22 protein-coding genes are annotated in these 24566 nt (G+C 40.7%); 5 read left to right on the top strand and 17 right to left on the bottom strand.

The window, feature by feature from the left end; genetic code table 11:
• Window positions 1-14: 14 nt before the first annotated feature.
• From IQ276_RS21835 to IQ276_RS21795, 9 genes are all read right to left on the bottom strand, one after another.
• Window positions 15-1034 carry a GDP-mannose 4,6-dehydratase gene (locus IQ276_RS21835; protein WP_193912748.1) on the bottom strand — a complete coding sequence of 340 codons (1020 nt, stop codon included), beginning with the start codon at window positions 1032-1034 and terminating at the stop codon, window positions 15-17.
• 2 nt (window positions 1035-1036) lie between these two features.
• Entirely contained in the window at window positions 1037-1735 is a 699-nt protein-coding gene (locus IQ276_RS21830; protein WP_193912746.1) for an acyltransferase, read from the bottom strand.
• Entirely contained in the window at window positions 1719-2837 is a 1119-nt protein-coding gene (locus tag IQ276_RS21825; RefSeq protein WP_193912744.1) for a DegT/DnrJ/EryC1/StrS family aminotransferase, read from the bottom strand. The genes IQ276_RS21830 and IQ276_RS21825 overlap by 17 nt, the downstream gene beginning before the upstream one ends.
• Complete coding sequence (locus IQ276_RS21820) at window positions 2834-3862, bottom strand: Gfo/Idh/MocA family protein (RefSeq protein ID WP_193912742.1); 1029 nt, start codon at window positions 3860-3862, stop codon at window positions 2834-2836. Before IQ276_RS21820 ends, IQ276_RS21825 begins: the two co-directional genes overlap by 4 nt.
• A 169-nt stretch (window positions 3863-4031) precedes the next feature.
• Window positions 4032-4538 carry an acyltransferase gene (locus tag IQ276_RS21815; RefSeq protein WP_193912740.1) on the bottom strand — a complete coding sequence of 169 codons (507 nt, stop codon included), beginning with the start codon at window positions 4536-4538 and terminating at the stop codon, window positions 4032-4034.
• A 19-nt stretch (window positions 4539-4557) separates the two neighbouring features.
• Complete coding sequence (locus tag IQ276_RS21810) at window positions 4558-5838, bottom strand: ABC transporter ATP-binding protein (RefSeq protein ID WP_228042753.1); 1281 nt, start codon at window positions 5836-5838, stop codon at window positions 4558-4560.
• Between the two features lie 15 nt (window positions 5839-5853).
• Window positions 5854-6699 (bottom strand): ABC transporter permease, encoded by an 846-nt coding sequence (locus tag IQ276_RS21805; protein ID WP_193912738.1) that lies wholly within the window; start codon window positions 6697-6699, stop codon window positions 5854-5856.
• Window positions 6700-6731: 32 nt separating this feature from the next.
• On the bottom strand, window positions 6732-7160 hold the full coding sequence (locus IQ276_RS21800) for a hypothetical protein (protein WP_193912736.1): 429 nt from the start codon (window positions 7158-7160) through the stop codon (window positions 6732-6734).
• A gap of 1105 nt (window positions 7161-8265) precedes the next feature.
• The gene (locus tag IQ276_RS21795; protein ID WP_193912733.1) at window positions 8266-9618 is read right to left on the bottom strand and encodes a glycosyltransferase family 4 protein; all 1353 of its coding nucleotides are present in this window, start codon (window positions 9616-9618) and stop codon (window positions 8266-8268) included.
• 1279 nt (window positions 9619-10897) lie between these two features.
• Here IQ276_RS21795 and IQ276_RS21790 point away from each other — a divergent pair.
• The gene (locus IQ276_RS21790) at window positions 10898-13063 is read left to right on the top strand and encodes a GumC family protein (protein ID WP_193912731.1); all 2166 of its coding nucleotides are present in this window, start codon (window positions 10898-10900) and stop codon (window positions 13061-13063) included.
• Window positions 13064-13340: 277 nt separating this feature from the next.
• Here the strand turns inward: IQ276_RS21790 and IQ276_RS21785 are convergent, their stop codons facing one another.
• The 4 genes from IQ276_RS21785 to IQ276_RS21770 form a co-directional block, all read right to left on the bottom strand.
• Window positions 13341-13682 (bottom strand): cupin domain-containing protein, encoded by a 342-nt coding sequence (locus IQ276_RS21785; protein WP_193912729.1) that lies wholly within the window; start codon window positions 13680-13682, stop codon window positions 13341-13343.
• 174 nt (window positions 13683-13856) lie between these two features.
• Window positions 13857-14255, bottom strand: coding sequence for a hypothetical protein (locus IQ276_RS21780; RefSeq protein WP_193912727.1), 399 nt, complete (start codon window positions 14253-14255; stop codon window positions 13857-13859).
• Window positions 14256-14480: 225 nt separating this feature from the next.
• Entirely contained in the window at window positions 14481-15578 is a 1098-nt protein-coding gene (locus IQ276_RS21775; protein ID WP_193912725.1) for a DJ-1/PfpI/YhbO family deglycase/protease, read from the bottom strand.
• 104 nt (window positions 15579-15682) lie between these two features.
• On the bottom strand, window positions 15683-16084 hold the full coding sequence (locus IQ276_RS21770; RefSeq protein ID WP_193912723.1) for a DUF2267 domain-containing protein: 402 nt from the start codon (window positions 16082-16084) through the stop codon (window positions 15683-15685).
• A gap of 361 nt (window positions 16085-16445) precedes the next feature.
• Here IQ276_RS21770 and IQ276_RS21765 point away from each other — a divergent pair, with 361 nt between their 5' ends.
• A complete protein-coding gene (locus IQ276_RS21765; RefSeq protein WP_190881921.1) occupies window positions 16446-16844 on the top strand; it encodes a DUF6335 family protein in 399 nt (132 codons plus the stop codon).
• A 123-nt stretch (window positions 16845-16967) separates the two neighbouring features.
• Here IQ276_RS21765 and IQ276_RS21760 read toward each other — a convergent pair whose 3' ends face one another.
• A complete protein-coding gene (locus IQ276_RS21760; protein WP_190881920.1) occupies window positions 16968-17327 on the bottom strand; it encodes a Rieske (2Fe-2S) protein in 360 nt (119 codons plus the stop codon).
• 65 nt (window positions 17328-17392) lie between these two features.
• Entirely contained in the window at window positions 17393-18430 is a 1038-nt protein-coding gene (locus tag IQ276_RS21755) for a glycerophosphodiester phosphodiesterase (RefSeq protein ID WP_193912721.1), read from the bottom strand.
• A gap of 1319 nt (window positions 18431-19749) precedes the next feature.
• Between IQ276_RS21755 and IQ276_RS21750 the strand changes: the two genes are divergently transcribed.
• The gene (locus IQ276_RS21750) at window positions 19750-20100 is read left to right on the top strand and encodes a histidine triad nucleotide-binding protein (protein WP_193912719.1); all 351 of its coding nucleotides are present in this window, start codon (window positions 19750-19752) and stop codon (window positions 20098-20100) included.
• A 177-nt stretch (window positions 20101-20277) separates the two neighbouring features.
• Window positions 20278-21360 carry a photosystem II q(b) protein gene (gene psbA, locus IQ276_RS21745; RefSeq protein ID WP_235115862.1) on the top strand — a complete coding sequence of 361 codons (1083 nt, stop codon included), beginning with the start codon at window positions 20278-20280 and terminating at the stop codon, window positions 21358-21360.
• A 251-nt stretch (window positions 21361-21611) separates the two neighbouring features.
• Here the strand turns inward: psbA and IQ276_RS21740 are convergent, their stop codons facing one another.
• Window positions 21612-22292, bottom strand: coding sequence for a RibD family protein (locus IQ276_RS21740; RefSeq protein ID WP_193915499.1), 681 nt, complete (start codon window positions 22290-22292; stop codon window positions 21612-21614).
• A gap of 115 nt (window positions 22293-22407) precedes the next feature.
• On the opposite strand from IQ276_RS21740, the gene IQ276_RS21735 reads away from it, so the two are divergent.
• Complete coding sequence (locus IQ276_RS21735) at window positions 22408-23082, top strand: HEAT repeat domain-containing protein (RefSeq protein WP_190881843.1); 675 nt, start codon at window positions 22408-22410, stop codon at window positions 23080-23082.
• Window positions 23083-23473: 391 nt separating this feature from the next.
• On the opposite strand, the gene IQ276_RS21730 is transcribed toward IQ276_RS21735, so the two are convergent.
• Window positions 23474-24562 carry a sensor histidine kinase gene (locus IQ276_RS21730; RefSeq protein ID WP_193915502.1) on the bottom strand — a complete coding sequence of 363 codons (1089 nt, stop codon included), beginning with the start codon at window positions 24560-24562 and terminating at the stop codon, window positions 23474-23476.
• Window positions 24563-24566 lie beyond the last annotated feature (4 nt).

Raw genomic sequence — 24566 nt, 5'->3', positions numbered from 1 at the left:
TCAAAGATTTGACTTCAGACACGCTGTTTGCTCCTCCCTACATCCCAGTTGCGTACAATTTCATTTTCTAGTAGGACTTCTGGAGATTTTCCAAAACTCAAATACCAATCTCTCAGTTTGATCAAACCTTCGCGCAGTGATACTTCCGGCTTGAATCCCAACAGTTTGTACGCTTTTGTAGTTTCAGCATACAAACGCAATACATCACCAGGACGAGATTCATCATGAATCACGCCCGTGTCTGCTCGTTCTACTATTGATGCTATTTCCTGAGCCAAATCATTAATGGCAATTTCAAAGCCACTGCCCAAATTGATGGTTTGTCCGATGGCAGAGTCTGTAAATCCTGCCAACATAATCCCCCTAGCCGTATCGCCAACATAAGTGAAGTCTCTAGTCTGGCTACCATCACCAAAAATTACCATTGGCTTGCCAGCCATGCTACGCAGTAAAAACTTGGGTATGACTTCTCCGCTATCTCCTTCATGGTGACAACGGGGGCCATAGGCGTTGAAAGGACGTACTACAACAGTTGGGTAGCTATATGTTTCGTAGAACGCCCTAGTATAACATTCTCCGGCTAACTTAGAACCACCATAAACAGTCATGGGAAAAGTTGGGTGTTCTTCTGTCATTGGTACCCAACGGGCAGTACCATAAACTTCAGAACTTGAGACATACACAAACCGACTTACTCCTGCTGCTCTCGCTGCGCTTAATAGCTGGAGAGTTGCTGTGGCATTAACTTCATGATTTTCAAATGGCGAGTGGATGGAATGCCGGACACCCAAGCAGGCTAGATGAAAAACGATATCTACACCCGACATTAATTTAGCTATGCGATCGCTATCTCGAATGTCTGCCACAACTAATTCAAAGCGATCGCTAGGTAAATTTTCTAGGTTCTTTTGTTGTCCATTAACCAAATTATCAACAACCACCACCTGGTTTGTTGTTTTAGCTATTATTTGATGTGCTAGTTCAGAGCCGATGAAGCCTGCACCACCTGTGATTAAAATTCGTTGATTTTGCATATTTATTTTGTATTCTCCGATGGTTCATATCCTTCCCGCCAGCGTAAAAATTTTGCGGGGACACCAGCGACGATCGCAAATGGCGGTACATCTTTAGTGACAACTGCCCCAGCACCAACGATGCTGCCTTTGCCAATGGTGACTCCTGGTAGAATTACCGCATTCATGCCAATATCGGCTCCTGTTTCCACTTTTACCGATTTAATTTCTAAATCGGTTTGGATGATGGGAACATCAATCGGCAAGCCAGTGTGTGCTGAACCTAGTACTTTTGCACCTGGTCCCCATCCCACATAATCTTCGATAATCAAATCACGGGCATCAAAGTAACTCTGTGGGCCAATCCAAACGTGGTTACCAATAATGCAAGTACCATCGAATCTTCCCTGAATATAGCTTTGGGAACCAATAAATACCTGGTTCCCAATCTCAAAGGTTTCGAGATGTTTAAAGCCTACACCATTGCCAATGCGAACGTTATGACCCAATTTGCGTGCTACCGCCCGCCAAATAGCTCGGCGCATTAGCGCATCAAAGTCGCCATCACTTGTAACAAAACGAGCGTATAATTCGATTAATGGTTTTTGTTCGTACTGAGTACGTAAATATTCTGCTAGTTCAATTTCAAAGTCAGGGTCTAGCTTTTGTGCTTGTAAGCCGTGGACAGCTGTGACTATCTTAGTTTTACCTGGATCGGACATTGAACTCCTGGGTTAAGCTAATTACTGCCTTGGCAACCTGAGTTTGTGACTCTGTGGTTAGTTCTGCATACATCGGTAGGGATAACACTTCCTTAGATGCTGCTTCTGAATGCGGAAAATCTCCAGCTTTATAGCCGAATTCAGCATATGCTGGCTGGAGATGAACTGGAATTGGGTAATGAATCCCTGTTTGAATTTCCATCTCTTGCAGGCTTTGTTGCAGGACATCTCGCTCTGGCGATCGCACTGCGTAGACATGGTAAACGTGACGGCTGTAGGGCATCACAGTCGGCGTACTAACACCAGAGTCTGCCAAGAGTTTGTCGTATTGTGCTGCGTGGCTTATTCTGGCTTCTGTCCAGGCTTCGATGTAGCGTAACTTCACCCGTAAAATCGCTCCCTGGATGCCATCCATGCGATAGTTGTAACCTTTGAGAATATGGTGATACCTGCGTTCTTGACCCCAGTCGCGCAGCATTCCCATAGTGCGGGCATATTCGGGATTTTTGGTGACTACCATGCCTCCCTCTCCGTAAGCCCCTAAATTTTTCCCAGGGTAAAAACTAAAACAACCGAAATCCCCAATACTACCAACCCGTTGCCCTTTGTACTCAGCCCCGTGAGCTTGGGCTGCATCTTCTATCACCACCAAACCGTGACGACGGGCAATTTCCAAAATTGGCTCCATGTTTGCTGGTTGACCGTACAAATGCACGGGTAGGATAGCTTTGGTGCGTTCAGTAATCGCTTTTTCAATTTGGCTGACATCGATGGTGTAGGAAACAGGATCGATATCTACAAAAACAGGTGTGGCTCCGGTGTAACAAATTGCTGCTGTGGTCGCTACAAAGGTGAAAGGTACCGTAATTACTTCGTCACCAGCACCGATGCCTGCTGCTAGTAATGCTAGATGCAGGGCACTAGTACCTGTATTGACAGCAATGCCATAATCTGCATTGCAGTAATCTGCAAACTCTTGTTCTAAAGCTTTGACTTCATTGCCTAAGACGAATTGCGTACTTTCAAGTACTTTCAAGACGGCGGTATCGATTTCGTCTTTAATACTTAAATACTGGGTTTTTAGGTCTACAAATGGAATCATGCTGTTACCCCTGCTGTATTCAGTTCAATTAATTGGCCTTGCTTTTTCAGAGACTGGGTTGCAGCTTCGAGAATTCTGACTACCCGCAGTCCTGCTTCTCCATCGGTCAGTGGGCGATCGCCTTTTTCAATACAATTAATGAAGTGTAATCCTTCTGTTTTCAATGCCTCTGTCATATCCAACTTGGGTGACCACATATCTCCTGTGCGATAACCAATCATCATTTGGTAGACGCTTTCAGAGTTGCCATTGACTGTAATACCCTTGTCGTAAATCTTGAGTTTTTCACTTGGCTCTAAGTCATCGTAAACAATCATCCGTTGACTACCACCAATTAATGTGCGGCGGATTTTCACTGGCGCCAACCAATTGACGTTGATGTGAGCGATGAGATTCTTTTCAAAGAATAAGGTCAAGTAGGCAAGATTTTCTGGTTCTCCAGGAACATGGCTGATGCCTGTAGCCGACACAGCATAAGGCTGGGATGGTAATACGTAGTTCATAATCGATAGGTCATGAACTGCCAAATCCCAGACGACATTCACATCATGCTGAAAAAGTCCCAGGTTAACGCGTACAGAATCATAGTAGTAAATATCACCCAGTGAATTAGTGGCGATCAAATCGTGCATTTTGCGTACAGCACCGGTGTAAACAAAGGTATGATCGACCATTAACACTAGGTTCCGTTTTTCGGCTTCTTCAATCAGCCGCATTGCCTGTTCGGAGGTAGTTGTCATTGGCTTCTCTACCAGCACATGCTTACCAGCCTGCAATGCAGCTAAAGCTAATTGAAAGTGAGTTGAAACTGGTGTGGCGATCGCTACAGCGTCAATCTTAGGGTCTGTAAATATATCTTGACAATCTTGAGTAATTTGAATAGCGGGATACCTAGCTTGCACTTTTGTCAATAGTTCTGGTTTAAAATCGCTGACTGTTCTTACCTGAACTCCTGGCATTTCGACAAAATTTCTGACTAGATTCGGTCCCCAATAACCATAGCCAATGACACCAATATTAATCATGTTTCCTGTTGTTTTTAACTAATCAAAATTTATTTTTTAGTCACTATCAACTATTCCCAGAGCAGCAATAGTTGATAGCTGGATCGCAAGTTATTTGCTATTTGATCTAAAAAAGCTTTATCTTTGGAAGGTTTTAGAATTCACCAAGTTCAAACAGCACACAAGAATCTCACAAACTACTAGCTGACATTTGCAAATTTTGGCGATCGCGGACATCCCCTATGACACGGGCGGGGACTCCAACTACAATTGCATAATCAGGAACATCGTGAGTTACTGTTGCTCCAGAACCAATGATGGCTTTTTCACCAATAGTTACACCTGGCAGGATGGTAGCATTACTACCAATAGATGCACAGCGTTTTACTAAAGTCTTGATTGTATACCAGTCATCATCTGTTTTTAAACTGCCATCTTCATTGGTTGCACGGGGATAAAGGTCATTAGTAAACATGACTCCATGACCAATAAACACTTCATCTTCTAGGACAACGCCTTCACACAGAAAACTGTGGGATGAAATTTTACACCGATTTCCTACCGTGACATCTTTCTGAATTTCGACAAATGTACCGATTTTCGTATCATCCCCAATAACGCAACCGTAGAGGTTGACGAGATGGGGATGAAAAATCTTGACGTTTGTGCCTAACTTAACATCATCATTTACAGCCATTACTTAATCTGCCTTCAAATTAATGCTTTTCCACTGTTTGCCAAATAGCATCTTCTAAATAAGTACACTCATCAGGTTGCCATTGATAATCTGCACGCTCGAAATTATGCATAGTCACTTCAAAGGGGCAAACCTCTCTGAGATTTTCTAGCAGAGTGTCGCTACGACGGTTGGAGAACCATGTTGTTAAGGTGTATGAACCCATATACAGTCTAAATTTGGGAATCTCACATCGCAGAATAAATGTTCCCGGCTCTCGACAAAACGGAGCATCAGACTCGAAAAACCAGAAGATACAAATCGGTTGTTGTAAAAAATTGACTATCTGAAAGGAAAAACGCAGACTTTCATGAGGTTCAGTCACATGTAGGGCAAACTCAAAGGTAATCGGTTTTCCCCAACAGTGAATTCCCTCTCCTTCAGAGGCGTGTGCCCTTACCCAAGCTACATGATTGCCAGTTTTGTTGACAGGAGCTTGGTAATATCCTTGTGAGACAGAATCATCTTTCTGGCCAGCCAGATATAACTGTACTGCTTTGCCAGTATCACCATCAAACTGGACGCTACCCTTAGACAGTAGTATGCAACGTTTGGTGAGTTGGGCGATCGCTTGCATACTATGACTGACAAATAAGACCGTTCGTCCTTCTTTTGTCGCCACATCACCCATTTTCCCCAAGCACTTTTTCTGAAATGCCGAGTCACCTACAGCCAAAACTTCATCGACAATTAAAATTTCTGGCTCTAAATGGGCTGCAACGGAAAAAGCAAGGCGCACGTACATTCCTGAAGAATAGCGTTTGACTGGGGTATCTAAAAACTTCTCAACCTCAGCAAAGGCAACTATTTCATCAAATTTCTTTTTAATTTCAACTCTACTCATTCCCAGAACAGAACCGTTGAGATAAATGTTCTCTCGTCCCGTCAGTTCTGGGTGGAATCCTGTTCCTACTTCTAATAAGCTTGCTACTCGCCCTTTGATGGCGATACGTCCCCTCGTCGGTTCGGTAATCCGGCTGAGAACTTTTAACAGGGTAGATTTACCAGCGCCATTGCGTCCAATAACACCAATGGCCTCACCTTGTTGAATGTCAAAAGAAATATCTTTTAATGCCCAAAATTCTTCCCGCGCTGGGTTGGACATTTTTTTGCTACCGGGTTTGATAAATCCCTTGGCAAAAGATTTAGCACCATCAGCAATTACATCGCGTAGTGCTTTGTAGCGACTTCTTCCCTCCTGCTGGTGAGCGATTATATATCTTTTACTTAAATTTTCTACACTAATCATGTTCTCAGACATCTGCACAGATCCTTGTTAAATTACGTCAGCAAATGTCCGTTCCATTTTGCGGAAGTACCAAATGCTACTTACCAGTAACAGGGCAACTAGTCCTAAAGATAGTGTGAATCCAGTCCAGTAAAGTTTGGACTCTCCCCCTAAAATAGCCCAGCGAAAGCCATCAATCACGCCTACCATTGGATTTAAATAGTAGAGCAAACGCCATTGTTCTGGGATAATGCTGCTACTAAAACCTACAGGCGATATGTATAGGCCAAATTGCACAATAAACGGCACAATGTAGCGGAAGTCTCGATATTCCACATTCAAAGCTGCCAACCACAGCCCTACTCCTAGTGAAGCAGCAAAGGCGATGCCAATAAATAACGGTAAGGATAATATCCGCCAACTGGGAACAAAATTATACCAAGCCATCAACCCTAAAAGAATCATCCCAGAAACGAGAAAGTCCACGAAGCTAACAATCACTGAACTAGCAGGTACAATCAGGCGCGGAAAGTACACTTTAGAAATCAAATTGGCGTTACTAATTAGGCTGTTACTACACTCACTTAGGGAATTGGCAAAAAATTGCCAAGGTAGCAAGGCGGCAAATACCAGTATTGGATACGGTGCTGTCCCCTCTGAAGGTAATTTCGCCAAGTTTCCGAAGATGACGCTGAACACGATCATGGTTAAAAATGGTCGAATCAGTGCCCAAAGCATACCAATTGCTGTTTGCTTATAGCGAACTAAAATATCACGCCAAGACAGGAAATAAAATAGCTCTCGGTAGCGCCATAGGTCTTTCCAATACTGCTGCTCTGTTTGTCCAGCTTCAATTATCAACTCTGGCTTTGACGTAATTCCTTTACTATTCATAATTATTGATTACAGACCACTGCTTTTAAGCATTAATGGACAAACTGAAAATCTTTGATGCTGTGATAGTTGAGTATTTTTGCTTGCCTACGAGTAAATTCTCCGACAGAAGGGTTCCCCTGGGGATCGATCGCTCCTGTTACCTGCTGCCAAAGTTCTTGTGGCGCTATAGAAACTTTATAGGTGCGTTCGTTCGACTTGCAGACGTGATACCATTTTGTTTGCTGGCACTCGTCACACCAAAAGGCCTCCAACCACTCTCCCTCTAGGGTAACTGTGGTTTGGTTTGCTACCAGCATCAATGCACTGCGACGACTCATGCCCCGTTGCTGCAACTGTCCTGCTTGATCGGCAAACAATTGATATTTTTGACTCCGGCTTTCCAGGTAGCAACCATGATTTGGGCAATAGATAGCCCGCCGTTTTGAACGTTTCCGATTTCGATCACACCTTCTCTGCAATTCGACCTCCCATTTGAGTAAATAGACAGCAAAATCTGGAAGGTTTCGTTGGAGGAACTGAGATCAAATAGACCATCGAAGCTCGTCTCCTAAAGTTAAAAACTAAATACTATTTAAGTAAAGTAGGCTGATTGACAAATATTCTTAAATCAGGAATTTTTTTTGTAATGTGGCAACAAGTTTAACCTTGTTATTAGGTAATGATATTACCTAATTTTTTTAAAGGCAGTGATATTTATCACTGCCAATCTGTCTTAGAGCATAACATATTGTGGTGACTTTATATTATCTTAATCAAACTCATCACAATCGGAACACAAAACTCTTTTTGGCATCACTTGTACGAGTTTAAGCATGGCAACAAGCAAGAGGATGTTTGTCAAGTCAAAACCAGCTTAGGTAGGGATAATATGTCAGTAGAAACAAATGTGACAGTATCACCAGAACTACGTCTAAATCATATCTAAGTGATCTGATTTCAAAACAGTAAGATTTATTATCAAGTATCATCTAACTGAAAGGGAAAATAGGTTGTCCGTCCTCAGTAGACTTACGTGGGATGATTAGCACTATCTTTTTGTTTTCTGTACAAGGTGCGTGTGGCAGATGCTACCTCACGACTTACCCAACTGGCAAACGGTATATTACTAACTTTACAAATAACGAATTGATGGCACTTGAGAACAAATTACCCAGAAACTACGGCAATGGAAACGTGTCAGCAAAGACCGTTAACCCAATCCTAGTGTGCTTCAATTATGCATTCAAATACGACCCCCCCCAAAAAGGTAGTTTTTATGAAATACGTAAGAGTTTTTATTTAAGCAAGGCGTTAATCTAGCTTAAATAAAAAGGTAAATGTTTCTGGTGAAAGAGTATTTTCTATTTTGCCTATTGCGCTTATGTTCCAATATTGAGAAAGTACTGCCAAAGTCAAAAGATAATGGCAAATACTTCCTATCAAGAGGTGATTTTTATTTCACTGCAAGCACAGGCAGGAGGAAAGAGCGAAGGAGAATAATTTACAGCTATATTTTAGGGGATTGGTATGAGGCTAAAAGTCTTTTAAGCCTACACCAATCTGTGCTGATCGCTTCTCAAACAACTATTTTGTATGGCTTTGAGACATAGCTATCACACCATCAGGTAAGATTGCTTGCTGCAAGACATCAAGGTATTGTTGAGAAATAATTTTAGGTGTGAAATGCGATCGCAAATACTGACGACCCGCCTTGCCCATACGCTCTGCTAATTGCCGATCCCGACTCAGTAAGCGGATAAATTGAGCTAGAGCATGACTGTCTCCATTGTCAAAAGTGCCACCGCAATCGGCTTCCGCAACTAATTGTCTCAGGTACGAATACTGCGAGCAAATCACCGCTATCGGTCTTCCTGATGCTAAAGCTGAGTAAAGCTTGCTAGGAACCACTAAACTCTCGGTAGATGCATCTACACTCACGAGTGACAGATCGCAAGCCGTTAATGAATAGGGAAGTACTTGTTTGTCTTGATATGGCAGAAATGTAAAATTTCTCAGTCCTAATTGATCGACTTGTTGAATCAATTCATCCCGTTTAGCACCACCACCTATGCAGACAAACTGAATTGGTTCGTCTTCCAGTTGTTGAGCAGCTTGGAGGATAGTTGCCATATCATGGCAGCGTCCCATATTCCCAGAGTAGAGTACGGTAAATTTGTCTACTAAGTTATGCTTCAAGGCAAACCAATTTTCTTGCTTGGCAATTGGCACAATCAATTCTGGGTTCGCCCAACTGTGAATTACCGAAATTTTATCGGCTACTTCCGGACAATTTGCTACCACTTGCTGCTTCATGGCTGGGCTAAGAACCACAATCCCCTTAGCATTTAGCCAAACCTGTCTGTTAATGGCACGCCATAACCGTGCTGGCCAGCTATGCTTTGAAACCACTCCCAAAGCGATCGCAATATCAGGATAAAGGTCATAGAGGATGCAAACATAGGGAAGTCGAAACAACAGATGAGCCATATACCCAATCACTGGCAAAAATGGCGGGGCTGTAGTTACCAACAAGACATTGCTACGTTGCCAAGCTCTGAGTAGATAGAGCGCAGCACGTAAGGTGTATAAGACGCCATTGACCGCTTTGCCACGAATTCGCCCCGGCCAAAGCTGGGCTGTGCGCGATCGCTGAACTCGAATTCTACCCATACGTTCAACTGCTAAAGCAGCAGTATCAGAGTCAAATGCATATCCTGGCTGACTCGTAAAAACCTCAATATCGACTCCTTGCTGTCCTAACTGTTTCACCAGTTCCTCAATCAACTGTCCCGTAGGAGCATAGTCTGGTGGAAAAAACTGAGTGATTACAGACAATTTGATAGATTGCTGAGTTTTCGCAGAATAGTCATTCTTAACATCTAACCGAACAGAAATGGATTGCAAAAACTTTTGATTAATCCATTTATTAAGTCTCATCAGTTGTATCCTACTCTAGAAATTTTGTTCAATATACTACTGAACTGCTCAAGCCATTAATTACACACGAACACTGGTCTCAATTAACAAATATTTTCAATTTGCTTGGAGCAAGTTGATTAATTTATTGGTATACATAGAATTTTCTCACGAGGGAACATATATCTGCGAACTGCGGTCTTAATTAAGACGCTTAAGCAAATACATAGAAGCTTATGCTCTTTTAATTTTGTATACACTAACTTTCTGGGGCATGGGAACACAACAAAAAACAAAAGTCTAAGCAGCTACCGTAATTTTACACATGTAGTATTATCTTACAATAATGCCTTTTACAGGCTTCTAAGAAACTTTACTTAATGTCTAAACGTCAAGTAACAGCTACTATGCACTGGTGCAGACTATCAGACTGGAAGTTTATGTTCATTGAATTTTGGATGTTTTCACTTACTTCATTTTAACTGGGTTGAGCAATATTTCTTACATATAACAAATATTAAGTATGATTTTATATTCAATATCTGTTTTTACATGTAATTTCTTACTAGAATACCACGATAAAAGGATGTTTCAAATTTACCCGCACACTTTACCAAAATTTTATCTTTTGACAATACACATCAACAAAAACTTCATAAACTAGTGGCTCTCTTATAAACAAATTTTGACTGGTGAAATTTGTACATTATGTTAAGTCTAATTAATAATTTTTTTCATGTTACTAGTAAGTCAAGTATTACTTTTATAGAGAAAACCGACACTTGAGTTAAATGTATTATTTTTTACTATAATCGGTATAGTAATGATTTTAAGAATCACGATTGACAACTAACTTGGTGATATTTAAATTACTCTGGCTAAAATTGATGTCAAGGATCTATTACCCCTTTAACCCAAGCACACTATGAGGCAATTGGATATTCAACTTGACTTTAGCTATAATAAGAAACAAAAAAAATGTATACTTAAAAACTAAAGATGTTATTATCTTTGCCTACTCAGCTAGAATCTCAAAGAGACTAAAAAACGTATAATATTAAGAGTTAAAACTAAGTAAACGTCACGGTAGCACAAGGTTTAAATTGACCTTAACTATGAATTGGTATACATAACTTATCAAAATCTTGATTTTCGTTTCCCATTGACGATCCGTTGTACTCAAAATCTGACTACTCCAGCTCCTAAATAATAAATTTTTGTGCAATTGCTCCATTAGCTGGGATTACTAAAGTTGTTACACACATTTTTTCTAACTTAATTAATAAATATTTTCAAATAGATGGAGAATCATTCTTCTCAACCATCAAGTTACGACCAGAATAGGAACTCTGTACCACCATTTCTTCAGCCTCAACCTTTGCCTTGGTCTGAAGAGCAAGGAAATGATTCGAGTTTCCCACAATTTCTGAGTGTTGTACGTCGAAGAGCGCTACTTATTGCAGGAATAAGTATTACTCTAGGGACAGTTGTGTTTGTCAGTTTGATACTAAACCGGCAACTACCAGTATATGAAGGCAATTTTCGCCTGTTAGTGGAACCTGTGAATGATGAGTCTAAAGTAGTCGATATCGTCAAAGACCCTAATGTAAACAAGTCTGGTCTAGATTACGAGAGTCAAATTGAGGTTCTTAAAAGCCCTGAATTGATGGGAGAGATTGTAAAGCGCTTACAAACTACCTATCGAGATATCAGCTATAGTTCGCTGATCAAAGATCTGACAATTTCCCGGTTTGTTGAAACCAAGATTATAGAAGTTCGTTATCGAAGTCATGATCCAAATGAAGTTAAAATTGTACTCGACCAAATTGCTGAGGATTATCTAAATTATAGTCGAGAAAGGCGGCAAACCAAGTTACGCCAAGGGATTCAATTCGTTGAAAAACAACTCCCATCTATCCAAAATCGAGTCGATCAGCTTCAGAAAGAACTGCAAACGTTTCGACAAAAGTATGACTTTGTTGAACCAGAAGTCCAGTCCGAACAAGTTGTTAGTCAAATCACTAACTTGTCTAAGGAACGACAAGAGGTTGATGGGCAATTGGCAGAAGCTCGCGCTAATCTCTCTTTGCTACAGGAAAAAGATGGTAGGCTAGCAGCGCTCAAAGATGCTCCTTTGTATCAGCAATTGTTGGCTCAGGTACAGGAACTAAACGTTCAAATTGCTACAGAGTCAACTCGTTTGCAAGATGATAACCCAACCATTCAAACATTGAAAGAGAAACGGCTAAGGTTGGTACCTTTGGTAAACAACGAAGCGCAACGCTTTGTGGGTACAAAAATTGCAGAACTAACAACTAAGCTTCAAACTCTAGAAGTGCAAAGCCGAGAGCTTGCTAAAGTAGAACGAAGAATCGAACTACAGCGCAAACAATGGCCAATCTTGGCACGTGAATACACTGAACTACAGCGAAAATTACAGGTAGCAACCGAGAGCTTGAATCGTTTTCTATCTACTCGGGAAAATCTCCAAATCGAGATATCTCAGACTGAACTTGGTTGGCAGTTATTACAGGCACCAAGTAAACCGAAATTCCCTATTTCTGATTCGAGCATTAAACGTTATTTAATACCAGGATTGGTTGGGAGTATAGCTTTAGGAATTGGCATCGCCCTGCTGCTAGAAAAGCTGGACAAGACCTACCATAGCGCTCAGGCTCTCAAAGAGAAGATTAAACTACCGTTGTTAGGAAATATTCCATTTGAAAAGCAAGTTGAAAGCACTCAAAGCCACACACAAGAGCGAAAATTTCCCACAGTAAAAATACTAAGTCCCATTTTTAAAGGCATTCCTAGTTTAGGTATCTTAGAGAAAAAAAATTATAGCAACTATTCAGCAGAATTTTTAGAAGCTTTGCGGGTACTTTATACAAACGTACAATTGCTCAGTTGGGATCGCCGTATTACTTCTATAGTTATTAGCTCAGCTATGCATGGTGATGGTAAGTCTACTATTGCCTTCCATCTAGCTCAAGTAGCTACAGATATGGGGCAACGAGTACTACTTGTAGATGCTGATTTACGCCAACCTAACATTCACACCTTATCAAATTTAAATAACTTACGGGGATTAAGTAATTTAATCTCCACAAACCTACCAACGAGTGAGGCTATCCGACAGCTACCCTCAATGAATGAACTATCTATAATCACTGCTGGACCTATACCACCCGATCCCACAAAGCTGCTCTCCTCTGAAAAGATGAAGCAACTAATGGCAGATTTTAATAATAACTTTGACTTGGTGATTTATGACGCTCCTCCTTTGTTGGGGTTAGCTGATGCTAGCCTGCTGGCACCTTATACTGATGGCATATTGCTAGTGGTAAGAATTGACAAAACAGACTCCTCAATGATAAGCCGAACTTTAGAGCATCTCAAAATTTACCGGATGAATGCCTTAGGTATGGTTAGTAACGGCCAAAGGAGCGACATCAACAGTGATTGACCCAAGTTCCTGGTTACTGTTTTAGGCGATCGTTCAGGTCACATTTGGATTAAGAAAATATTATTAGTGGGATAGATTCATATTTATTCGTTTTATGAAAATCCCCCAACCCTCCTTTAGCATCCATATTTAGGAAACTAAGTAAATGTTTGATGTTCATCAGCTTCTAATCTGATAAAAAGGGGACATAATTTCAGCAAATTTAGAACTATAGATCCATATAAATAAACACAGATGAGTAACCATCTGTGTTTATCTAAAGTTTAATTTTTAGTTTCTAATTTTCATCCCGTCCGTGAACTTGAGCAGGGGGACTTGTTGCTTCAACAGCAGTAAATGATTCTAGGATTTTGTATGTGTGCCTGGCTCCTTTTGGTACTATCCAAGAACTCCCCGGCTCTAGTAAAATCTTTTGGCCTTCAATGTCTAATTCTGCACGACCATTGATTACATAACCAACAGTCTCATATTCCCGCGCAGTTGATTCTTTAGGTTCATTTGGTTCCTCATTCTCCCACAGACGCATGGAAATACTTTTACCAGATGCCAGATATTTTTGACCAAGTTGACCTTTAGGAGAATAAGCAGAGTCTATTTTTGTAACGGTTTTATCAGGCATATTTTCTCCCTCGATAATGTATGGCGTTTCTATTTGATTTGTAAATTTATTAAGTAGGCAATAGGCAATATAAAATTGCCTATTGCTTATTACTTAGGTGTAGTTCATTTTTTTACACAATCAAATCAGATTGCTATATGAGTCAAATCATTAGACTCAAGACTTGCTAAAATTCTAGTCTCTGTCTCTGGCTGGTGTGTTAGGGGGATATTGGTAATAACCCTCTCTATCTCTCTGTAATCGGCTAGTTTTATCTGCGGCTTTGTTTTTTGTAGAATCAATCAACTCTTTTGTAGATTGAGGATTTTTTTCATCCAAGTTAAGCTTTTCACGGACATTATCAACAGTGTCTTTTAATTTGTTCTGGGCATTTCTTATTTGGGTATCGTTTCTAATTTCACCTTGGTAGTCTGGTGTACCTTTATAATAAGTACCCTCTGGAGTTATAACATCAGCTTGTGCTATGTTACCGTAGCTAAAAGCTTGACCCAGTAAAAACATAAATCCTACTAGAAAAACTACGACAATCTTGTGTACACGGATATTTCGTAGCGAAGAAATTAGTCGATTCATAAAAATCCTCAATTGCATTATGTTGGGTGTACAATTCACTAGGTTGAATGACTATTTACCATTCATGGTTTGAGAGTAACTTTAATCAAGTTGTCTTGATTTCTTTCTTGTATTCAAGCACCGCAAGCGCTATCTATGCATTTCCAAGTTATTCCTGGAAACGATATTTTAAGAAAGTCTATTTTTCATGGGGAAGCACAGTTGCGCTTCTCTACTACCAATTTGTTACATCGATACGGCGGCTTCAGTGGTGGGTTTAGGAGGTTGAATCTGAGCTGCTATGCGTGTGCGATACAACTCTACCAATCGCTGTTCGTATTTCAATAAATCGTGGTAAATTTCTTTGAAAATAGCAGTTGCTACTGGGTCAGTGTACATTGCACACAAATTGCCAATATCACCAATACCTGTTTGCACATCTCCCAAAGCGGAACGTAATTGAAATATGTCATCACTTCCGGTTAAGGCACTTTTTACCTTAGCATACTGATTAGCGATATTTGCCCCTAAAGATGGTTTTTCACCTAATCCATGAAGATATGTTTCCAGCTTTTCAATATGGCGTTGTTTGTTGACAATCATATCTTGAAAAACTGATTTTATTTCGGGAACAGATTCTTTTTCGGCATACTTTTCTAAAGCTTCCAGTGAATAACGTTCACCAGCAAGGGCAGTATTTAAACCTCTGCCAACTTCACTTTTTGTTGAGCCACCCCAAGCATCAGCTAGTTTCCACCATTGAGCAGTTGTATCTTTTTCATGTGGCAATGCAACGTCTTTACCACCATAACCCAAGCGACTTAAAATAGCTGTGGTGAAAATTGCCAAGTCTCCAGGTTCACGAGATGTAATCAAATTTCCATCTACTATTAAAGGTTCATCTGAATAATTTGCACCGGCATTAGTGATGTCTTTGCTAATAGCACTAAAGCCAGTAACTTGTTTACCTTCAAGCAAATCGGCTTCAATCAAAACTTGTGGGCCGTGACAAACGGCAGCTACTAATTTTCCTTGTTGTATGGCTTGTTGTACAAACCTTACTGTGTTTGGGTTCCGCCGCATTTTGTCGGGAGCCATACCACCAGGAATTACTACCGCATCAAATTCAGCTGCGATCGCTTCTGTTGTAGTACCATCAGCTTGTACGCTTAGTTTACCGCGTTTACCCTTATATTTTTCGTTCATCCGGGAACCAAGGACTACTACCTCCATTCCGGCTTGTTTTAATCCATTATAAGGAACTGTAAATTCTACATCCTCTACTCCCTGTTCAATGAGGATTGCAACTTTTTTCCTACTGGAATGATTGTTATTGTGAGCCATAGTATGGTATTGCCTGTTTAGTTCTATTTAACTAGCTAGTATTTTCATTCGTGAAAACAATTAAACATCCATAATTTCTCACTTATAAATGTTTAAATTGTCCTCTAAGCAGGTACTTCACCTGTTGGGGAAATAGCAAACAATTCTTCATAATCGTGAGAGAAATGGGCGTGAAAGTCAGCAAATATTTCTGGTTTGATAGCGTTTTGCAACACAGCAAACACAGCTCGGACATGAATTGCAGTAATAGTTGGTTCTGTATTTTCTTTTTGACTCGCACGGGCAATAAATTCTTGCAAGTTGAAGGAAAGAACACTATCTCCTTCCCGTCCTCGCAAACAGTCGCCTAGTTGTTCAGGCAAGTTTTCAGCTAATTTTTGTGCTTCATCAGCTGCTATCCGTTCTTTAAGTGTTTCTAAGGTGGCACGGGTAGCACGTTCTGCATCTTCACGAGAATCTGATTGAGCGAGGCTTTGTACATGTGTAATGAACTCGTCGTATTCCACTTTCTACCTCCGCTATTCCAAATTATTGAATGTCTTATTGTTTTAGATTCAAGTAGTTAACAACATAAATGAAGTTTTAATTTTTTAAATCGAAGTGGTATTTTGGGGTTACAAAAAATAGTTACGAGTTAGAAGTTGACTATCGAATAATTTCGTTTTCATAACTCCTAACTCATAACTAACAACTTCAACTACAAGTTGCTTAGACCATGAATTTATGTTTACAATCTTACGTCGAGATTGCTAATTTAGCTTCGTACTAAGGGGATAGATTATTTTATTACTAAAGCCATACATCTTTAGTCATACAACTTGGTGAGAAGAAAACGTTATTGTAAGAATGCAGAAAATAGATAACATTATGGCCAAAAAAAATCACAATGACGAAATAAAAACCGATGATTTGCCGCAAGAAATTAGTGAATCCTACGGTACTGGTGTGAAAGACTTGCCAGGATACAATATTGGCGGGCGAGGTTTGGTAGATGAAAGACGCCAGTACACAGAAACTAGCCCAGAACTTACTGGTGGAGATGTTGATGCTTATTGGCAGGATGCAGATGCAGTTGGGGATGAAGCTGTTGGGGGTACTGTTCCAACTCCGGATCAAAATGTAACTGAAGATATAGAAGCAGCAGTAGGGTTGGAAATGGACGATTTCACGTTTCTGCGTACCAACGATATTTTAGAGGAACGTGACGGCGATCGCTGGGAATTAGATCCGATGTCTGCTGAAGATTATCAACAACGGCGAGAATAAACTGGGGATTGGGCATAGGTTATGGGGTATTGGGAGTATGGCACGGGTGGGAAGCTTTTTTATAATTTCCCCAAACTCCCCACACTCCCTTATCCCTAGTCTCCAGTGCCCAGTCCGTTTTAATTATTCTTCTTGCACATCAATCCAGATACTACCTTCTTCCACACGGATTGGAAAAACTGGCAGTGCTTTTTCTTGTGAAACCAAGGATAGTACTTTACCTACACCAGGCGGCCAGGGACACCAATCTTTTACCTCACCGCTACTTAGGTCAAAACTACTGCGATGGAAAGAACAAACAATTGCCCCATCTTCAGTGATTTTCCCACTTTTCAAAGGCAATTTTAAGTGGGGACAGGTGTTATCTACGGCATAAAGCTGATTTTCGTGATTCAAAAGTAGGATTTTCCGGTTACCAACTTTTACTACTTGTCGCGCACCTGGTGACAGCGCTTCGGCTGCAAGAACTTTAGTCCAGCTCATTAGGTTCTCCTTTCCTAATAGATCTGCTTTTAGTTTCCCGCAATTGTGACCAGTGCGATCGCTTTTTAGGAATCGGTAGAGACGCGATTAATCGCGTCTCTACGCTTAAACCCAAGGTTTTCATTCACAGCACAAGCCGTATCCGGGTAGTCGCTAAATACGCCATCAATACCCAAGTTGAAAAATAGTTCATATTCTCCTTGGGGATTTCCTTGAAATTCTAATGGTAAAAAGTAGTCTTCATTGCGGAAAGTCCAGGTATGAACTAGTAAATCAAATGCATGAGCATCCATAATTAAAGATGTTGGTGAAAGCAATTTACCAGTGCTGTCTTTAGAAAGCAGTAGATTTTTATGAACTCCAATTGCTTGTGCATATTGAGCAATTTTCTCTAAACCTGAAACAGTTATTAAATCTGCATAGGTGCTATCATTACTATTAACTACAAAATCATAAGGTTTACCAGTAATGTTTAGCAATTGTACCAAAGGTAAATCAGTTTTTGTAGATAAATCTTGTAAATTACTCACTTCAAAAGACTGGATATAAACAGGTGCATTAGCTCCTTGATAACCGTTAGCTGTTAAAGTTGCTAATAGGGGTGTTTCTAGGGGTAAACCAATGGATTCAAAGTAAGTTGGGTGCTTAGTTTCTGGATAAATGCCGATTGCACGATTTATTTCGGCACTTTTATCTTTGACTAAATCTATGATTTCCTGTAATGTGGGAATTTCAAATAATCCATCATAGGGGATATTTTGCAATCGCAGTTGGGGAATTCGCTCTTTCGCTCGTAGTGTTTTCAGTTCTGCAAGGGTAAAATCTTCGGTAAACCAACCTGTTTTTGATTCTCCATCAATTATTTTAGTAGTTTTACGGTGAGCAAATTCTTTATGGCTAGCAACGTCGGTAGTTTCAGAAATTTCATTTTCGTGACGAGCAATTAAAATACCGTCTTTTGTGGAAACTAAATCTGGTTCAATATAGTCAGCCCCTAGTGCGATCGCTAATTCATAACCAGCTAAAGTATGTTCTGGACGATAGCCACTAGCACCTCTATGTGCAATGATAATTGGGGGTTTACCTGTGAATGTTTTTCCCATTCTTCATTTTCATAATATTAATTGTTTTTTTGCTTCAACTTATCTCTATTAGGACTTATATTCGATTTTTTAAAAAACGACCTACACTTCAAAAATGCTAATTACCTACTCCTTACTCCGTAGCTACGCAAATAAATTCAAAAATTAAAGTGGATTATTATATTTAATTCTTGATTTACATTACATTACATTAACTTTACTTAGTTATACCAATCTGCAATCAGAAGCTTAATTTATAAATTTATACTCTCCATTTCTCAAAACTGAAAGTTACGGTAAGATGTGCAGATTAGTATTAGTCTTTCTATTTTTATTTATTCTTCACAAATCTATATACTTTCATATAACGCAAATTTTCTTCATTTTCCAAGTTCTATAATTCACTCATTTCATTTTTAAAAGTATCCTAGAGTTTCCAGAAAAATTCCCTATTAATTATAACAAATATTGTTTTTACATTCTTCGTGGTTGTATTAATTTTTTCTGATAAATTTTTGCCATTGATTGTATCGAGAATATGTATTGGTAGATATAAAGTCGATGAATCTCCGTAATATTGTAATAATCTAGGCTGTCCCTACAACAATACAGATTTTGCAGATTGATCTCGATTTTTTATCAGGTACTGAACGACTGAGCGATAGTCATCTTTTCCATGTACCAAAAACTTTGATTTGATAATAAAAAGAAACGGGTAACTATACTAATTATAATAATTATAAAAACACAAAATAGTGTTTTGAATGTTTCATATTAACGTCCAAAGCATTTAATATAGGCAATGTCTAACTTTCCAGCTATCAACATCCCAGCCTGCACTTGAGCGATGTGGATACATCATAATTAATATCTTTATGTTGCCCTAGCAGTAATCTGAACCTATGGAAGACGTTATCATATTAAGGAGTATTTTGTTGTATTAATTATTCTTTTCAAGAAAGTAGTCTGTAGTCAAACCATCGCTTACTCCTACTAAACATCACATCTAAGTAAATGGAACTAGTCTAAAATACTGGAAGTTACTAGGGCACAGACTAATTCTAACTCGAAAACGTGGCATTGGGGACTAGTGACTGGAAACTGGCAAAGAAATATTTTCACGCCATTCCTGTGTGATTCATCACATCAAATCTAGCTGGAGATTCTTTCTGAATTACTGAATATGGTAGTCTTAAGAAAAAAAATACCAGTAATAATACTGGTTTAAACCTAATTAGACGGTATCAAGTGCCATAATTTATTTATACAGATTTTTGTAAGTATTTATTGTATAACGTTAAACCTTTAAAATCTCTAGGAGATGAGTTAGGTAAATTGCCATGAGTGAAAATACAGAAACGATTTTCAGTAAAATAATTCGTCGGGAAATTCCCACTGACATTGTTTATGAAGATGATTTGGCGTTGGCATTTAAAGACATCCACCCCCAAGCCCCTGTTCACATACTCGTCATCCCCAAAAAAACCATTACCACACTAGCTGATGCTGAATCTCAAGATCATGCTCTATTGGGGCATCTTCTATTAACCGCCAAACGTGTTGCCCAAGAAGCTGGACTGAAAAATGGTTACCGAGTTGTCATTAACACTGGTGATGATGGCGGTCAAACAGTGTACCACCTACATCTACATATTTTGGGAGGACGGCAGTTAGACTGGCCTCCTGGTTGATAAAACTACAATGAATCGCATTTATAAATGCGATTCATCATTCAAACAAATCACCATCATCAGCAATGCTGATTTAAAATTTGTTTACAAATCTTAATTCTGGGTTTAATCTAATAAACATAGGTAAGTAAGTCTACTTACTCAAATCATAAAACAATCAACCGCAATCATAAAACAATGACAGCAACCATTCAACGCCGCGAAAGCGCCAACGTGTGGGAACGCTTCGCCAACTGGATCACCAGCACCAACAACCGCTTATACATCGGCTGGTTCGGTGTACTCATGATCCCCACCCTGCTAGCTGCTACCGCCTGCTTCGTAATCGCCTTCATCGCAGCACCTCCAGTAGACATCGATGGTATCCGTGAGCCTGTTGCAGGCTCCTTAGTTTACGGAAACAACATCATCTCTGGTGCAGTTGTTCCTTCCTCCAACGCTATCGGTTTGCACTTCTACCCAATTTGGGAAGCAGCATCTCTTGATGAGTGGCTGTACAACGGCGGTCCTTACCAGCTAGTAGTGTTCCACTTCCTGATTGGCGTATTCTGCTACTTAGGTCGTGAGTGGGAACTCTCCTACCGCTTGGGAATGCGTCCTTGGATTTGCCTAGCATTCTCTGCACCTGTTGCTGCTGCAACCGCAGTATTCTTGATTTACCCCATCGGACAAGGTTCATTTAGCGATGGTATGCCCTTGGGTATCTCCGGAACCTTCAACTTCATGATCGTGTTCCAAGCAGAACACAACATCTTGATGCACCCCTTCCACATGTTAGGTGTGGCTGGTGTATTCGGTGGAAGTTTATTCTCCGCAATGCACGGTTCTCTAGTTACCTCTTCCTTGGTTCGTGAGACAACCGAAAGCGAATCTCAAAACTACGGCTACAAGTTCGGTCAAGAAGAAGAAACCTACAACATTGTTGCAGCCCACGGTTACTTCGGTCGCTTGATTTTCCAATACGCTTCTTTCAACAACAGCCGTTCCTTGCACTTCTTCCTAGCTGCATGGCCTGTGATTGGCATCTGGTTCACCGCTTTGGGTGTAAGCACAATGGCTTTCAACTTGAACGGTTTCAACTTCAACCAATCGATCATCGACTCACAAGGTCGCGTCATCAACACCTGGGCTGACATCATCAACCGCGCTAACCTGGGTATGGAAGTAATGCACGAGCGCAATGCTCACAACTTCCCCTTAGACTTGGCTGCTGGCGATGTTGCTCCTGTAGCTCTAACCGCTCCTGCTATCAACGGTTAATCACTACCTAAGTCAGTTGAAAATTAAATAGAATAAAAAGCGCTCTCCCGAAAGGGGAGCGCTTTTGATAAGAGTTTTCGGTGTTGCTGATTGAGAATATGAATTTACCGGGCTACGCCCCGCTTCTCTACGAGACGCTCCGCGAACGCTAACACGCAAAGGCGCAGAGTCGCAGAGAGTAAGAGTTGAGAAGAGTCGATTTTTGAATTTCATATTCACATTCAGCAACGCCCAGTTTTCATAATAAATTGTCAGCTGAGTGTGCGGTAGTGCAAAAATAACTCACTTCCGATCTGACGAGTTTCAATCAGTTCGAGTTTAGGAGCATCATTGGGAAGAAAACCCTCACCCTCTACGGGAGTAGGGGCGCTTTCTCCTCCATAAATAACAGGCAAAATGGTCAACCACCAATCGTCAACTCGCCCTGCTTGGACTAGAGAAGCTGTTAAAGAGCCGCCTCCCAAAGCAAAGATTTTGCGGATACCCTGCTCTGCCATTAAGTCGTAGGCTCTATCCCAATCAAGGTCTGTATCGCCCAGTTCGATTAATTTGGCCAGCTGGTGTAGGGTTGTTGCATCAGAACTGCGCTCTATAGCAGCCCCTGTCGTAAATATCCATCGCTCAATGTCTTGGCGAAAAAAATTCATATCCGGCGGTAGATTAAGCGAAGCTGTGACAACACAGGTAATAGGTTGGGGAGACTGACCCCGAAACTGACGTGCTGCCAAAAATTCGGGATTCTCAATTGTAAAGGCTGCCCCCTCATTCCGAGCCGTCCCTGCTCCCATTAGGACTAAATCGGCTAGAGAGACTTGATACTCCAGGTGTGCTTGATCTACTGGATAAGAATTGCGGGGTGCTTTAGAATCTACGGGACTAATTTTCCCATCAGCCGTCATCGCCAGAATTACAGTTGTTTGGATGGTTGACATAATTACGTTGTGACAGTTCTGTGAATTTTGAATTTATTGTGCGTCAAAGAGACTGGGATTGGGTTTGAAGCGGAAAGTGCTATTCTGACTGGACATACTACTATTACTTAAGCACATGAATCAAAATCACATCGAGCAGATTGAGTTGAATTTACGCGCCAAAGCCTTGAATGAGCGCAAAGCTGCCTTGGATGAACTGGCAGAATTTCCATCGGAAGTTGCTGTTCCCATACTCCAAAAGCTAGCTAATGAAAAAGACGTTGCACTTTGTCGCCTTGCGGTGATGGGTTTGGGTAACTACCGGACTGAAGCTTCATTTCTCGCTCTGCAAGAAATACTAGAACATAACCAAGATCCTAATGTACTATCGGAAGCTGCCAATTCCCTTTTTGAATTTGGGGATGTGACGATTCCCTTACTTCAAGGGCTATTTATGCAGTCTGACAACTGGTTAGTTCGCCAAACGGTAATTTCTCTGCTCATGGAAACCAAGGAAGATGAAATTTTATTAGCTGTTGCAGTCGAATCTTTGAAGGATGAAACACAAAGTGTTAAAGAAGCAGGGATTGTCGCCCTTGGCCAACTGTTAAAATCATGTTTGAAAAATCAAGCACTGGCACTGTTGACAGAACTTGCACAAGATTCATATTGGCGAAACCGATGGCAAACAGCGATCGCTTTGTCTGGCACTCAAGATCCCCAAGCCAAGCTGTTAATCGCCAAACTCCAGCAGGACGAAAATTTTCGGGTAGTAGCAGCAGCTTTAGAAACTGCATCAGCTCAGTCTTGAGAACGATTTTGAGGGAACAGATAGGCGATCGCAGCGTAACCAGATACGGTGAGTAAACTAACCAAAAAAGCAGCCAAAACAAAAGTAGGCATACAATCCAAAATGCCAAATGGAGGTTATATTCTATGCAAATTCCAAATCTTGACGCCTGTCAAAAAATCAAGATTTTGGATACTTTCAAACTAGCAATTGGGTATGACACAGCCGTGACTACGTGATGTCAATTTGTTGTATTTCAAATGTTTAGACTAGGAATTTTAGATTTTAGATTGTAGTTTTTCGGTTCATGCCCCATCCCTTGTAGACGGAACAAATCCCCAAGACTCAGCGCTAGTGGATAGAGTCAATCGAAAATCCAAAATCCAAAATCCAAAATCTAAAATTGATTGACTCAAGCCAAAGGCAGAAAAAAACGAAACGTACTGCCAATTCCCAACTCGCTTTCTACCTGAATCTGGCCGCCTTGTAGTTCAATCAAACGATGGGAAATCGTTAAGCCAATACCAGTGCCTCCGGAATGGCGATCGCGTGATTGGTCGGCTCGCCAGAAGCGCTCAAACACGTGGGGCAAATTTTCTCTTTCGATACCAATACCTGTATCCCTAACGGCAATCCAGAGTTTAGATGCTTCAATCTCAGCACGAATAGTAATTGAACCTTCGTTGGTGTAACGCACTGCGTTACCAAGCAGATTAACTAACACCTGTTCTGTGCGATCGATATCTGCCAATACAGGAGGCAGCACCGCAGGACATTCCAAGTGCAAAACTGGCCCATCTTCCAACAACTGGTCAGTAAATTTTTCCACTAATGACTCTAACAACGGACGCAGATTTACCCGTTGTATATTAATTGGCAGATAACCAGCTTCCGCCTTCGACAGTTCTTGTAAATCATTCACTAACCGCTCTAAGCGCCTTGTTTCTTTAGCTAAACGTCGATAAATTTCTGGAGACGCTTCAATTTCTCCATCAGCTAGTTCTTCTAAATAACCGCGCACAACTGTTAACGGTGTCCGTAGTTCATGGGTCATATCTCCAATCACTTCTCGCCGCCGCACTTCCACGCCTTCTAAACTGGCTGCCATCCGGTTGAAACTAGTACCTAATCCATTGAGTTCTGGAATGTCAGACATAGGTAGTCGTGCATCCATCTGACCAGCAGCAAATTTTTGGGTGATTTGTTCCATCTCAGTTAACCGCAGCATAATCCTTCTGGACACCCAGTAACTCAATCCTCCAGCTGCGGTACTGCCAACTAAAACTGACCAGATAGTGCTTCGCTGCCAAGCAATTTCAAATCCTGTCACCAATTCAGTACGGACATCAATTAAATCAAACCCCTGATTTTCTAGTCGTTCCAAATGCAAGACAAAGAACCGAGGGGAGGAAATTTTGCTGATAATAACTAGACTAGCTACCCCCACTATCATTACTACTAAGTGAGAAAAAAATAGGCGTCCTCTCAACCCCATCTTCATAACA

The sequence above is a fragment of the Desmonostoc muscorum LEGE 12446 genome (genome assembly GCF_015207005.2).
Classification (GTDB): Bacteria; Cyanobacteriota; Cyanobacteriia; order Cyanobacteriales; family Nostocaceae; genus Nostoc; species Nostoc muscorum.
This window is presented reverse-complemented; position numbering and strand designations above follow the sequence as displayed.